The organism is Pseudomonas citronellolis (genome assembly GCF_029335315.1).
GTDB classification, from domain to species: domain Bacteria; phylum Pseudomonadota; class Gammaproteobacteria; order Pseudomonadales; family Pseudomonadaceae; genus Pseudomonas; species Pseudomonas citronellolis_A.
In genome coordinates this window covers 1-1,759 of record NZ_JARJLT010000396.1, presented here as the reverse complement: position 1 = coordinate 1,759, position 1,759 = coordinate 1, and the positions used below count along the sequence as shown (strand labels likewise).

The following is a 1,759-nucleotide window of genomic DNA, read 5'->3' as shown; positions in this document are numbered from 1 at the left end:
GACGACGGCCCCGGCAACGCCGCCCAGCGCCGCTCGCTGCGCGACCTGATCCGCGACTACCAGCTGGCCGGGCGCGAGCGCCGGCTGCGCATCCGCGCCGACTCGAAGCTGGTCGGCATGACCCTCGGCGAAGTGCAGCTGCGCACCGAGCGCGGCACCAACGTGATCGCCATCGAACGCCTGGCGCGCTTCCGCCTGAAGATTCTCAGCCCCGGCGCCGACGTGGTGCTGCAGGCCAGCGACGTGCTGCTGGTGGACATTTACCAGCCGGGCATGGACCTGCTGGCCCTGTACCACGAATACGGCCTGGAGCCGCTGAGCCTGCACGGCGACTACTTCACCGAGCGCGCCCACGAGGTGGGCATGGCCGAGGTGACCCTGCCGCCGGAGTCGGCGCTGCTGGGCAAGAGCGTGCTGGAACTGGGCTTCCGCAGCCAGTACGGGCTCAACGTGGTGGGCCTGCGGCGCAACCGCGAAGCCCTGGTGGAGGGCCTGCTGGAGGCCAAGCTGAAGGTCGGCGACACCCTGCTGGTGGTGGGCGCCTGGAAGGACATCCGCCAGCTCCAGGGCCAGGGCCGCGACTTCCTGGTGCTGAGCCTGCCGGCCGAGGTGGACGAAGCCGCGCCGGCGGCCAGCCAGGCGCCCTACGCGCTGTTCAGCCTGGGGGTGATGGTGCTGCTGATGGTCAGCGGCCTGGTACCCAACGTGCTCGCCGCGCTGATCGCCTGCCTGCTGATGGGCGCCAGCCGCTGCATCGACATGGACAGCGCCTACCGCGCCATCCACTGGCAGAGCCTGGTGCTGATCGTCGGCATGCTGCCGTTCGCCCTGGCCCTGCAGAAGACCGGCGGCATCGCCCTGGCGGTGCAGGGCCTGGTGGCCGCCCTGGGCGGCGCCGGGCCGTACCTGATCCTCGCCAGCCTGTTCCTGCTCACCGCGCTGATCGGCCTGTTCATCTCCAACACCGCCACCGCCGTGCTCATGGCCCCGGTGGCGATCGCCACGGCCAAGGCCCTGGGCGCCGAGCCGGAGCCCTTCGCGATGATTGTCGCGCTGGCGGCCTCGGCGGCGTTCATGACACCGATCTCCTCGCCGGTGAACACCCTGGTGCTCGGCCCCGGGCACTATCGCTTCGGCGATTTCGTCAAGGTCGGGGTGCCCTTCACCCTGCTGGTGATGATCGTCAGCGTGTTGCTGGTACCCTGGCTGCTGCCGCTGCACTGAACGAACAAGGAAGCCCCATGGAAGTGAGCAAGACCAAGAGCAGTTTCTACCGCCGCCTGTACGTCGCCTGGCTGGTCGACAGCGGCCAGGCCAGCAGCGTGCCGGCGCTGATGGAAGTCACCGGCATGCCCCGCCGCACCGCCCAGGACACCCTGGCGGCGCTGGCCGACCTGGACATCGACTGCGCCTTCGAGCAGCACGATGGCGAGCGCAACAACGCCGGGCACTACCGCATCCGCGACTGGGGCGCCATCGACCCGCGCTGGATCGAGACGAACCTGGCGAAGATCAAGGCGATCCTCGAATACCCCTGAATCGCCCTGCCTCCGTAGATACCGTGTCAGTTACCCCCGAGCAAGGGCCAGAGCCGGATTGAAGGGCTGGCCCGATTTGAGGACGCCGTAGGCGATCTGCAGCAGCTTGCGCATGGCCGCGCAGACGATTTGTTTGCCGGTCTTGCCGTTCTTCTGCAATCTCATGCGTAGCGCTTGTATCGGCTCGTTGTGGCGCATGGCGCTGATGGCCGGCATGTACA

General features: G+C 68.5%; 2 protein-coding genes and 1 pseudogene. 2 read left to right on the top strand and 1 reads right to left on the bottom strand.

Going from position 1 to position 1,759, the window contains the following annotated elements; translation table 11 throughout:
- Nucleotides 1-1,224, top strand: a 1,224-nt coding sequence (locus P3W75_RS30265) for an SLC13 family permease (protein ID WP_276231013.1), incomplete at its 5' end; no start/stop codon positions are given.
- Nucleotides 1,225-1,241: 17 nt separating this feature from the next.
- Nucleotides 1,242-1,538, top strand: a complete 297-nt coding sequence (locus tag P3W75_RS30260) for a winged helix-turn-helix domain-containing protein (RefSeq protein ID WP_276231012.1) — start codon at nt 1,242-1,244, stop codon at nt 1,536-1,538.
- Between the two features lie 30 nt (nt 1,539-1,568).
- On the opposite strand, the pseudogene P3W75_RS30255 reads toward P3W75_RS30260, so the two are convergent.
- Nucleotides 1,569-1,759: pseudogene (locus P3W75_RS30255) on the bottom strand (IS110 family transposase); the annotation flags it as partial.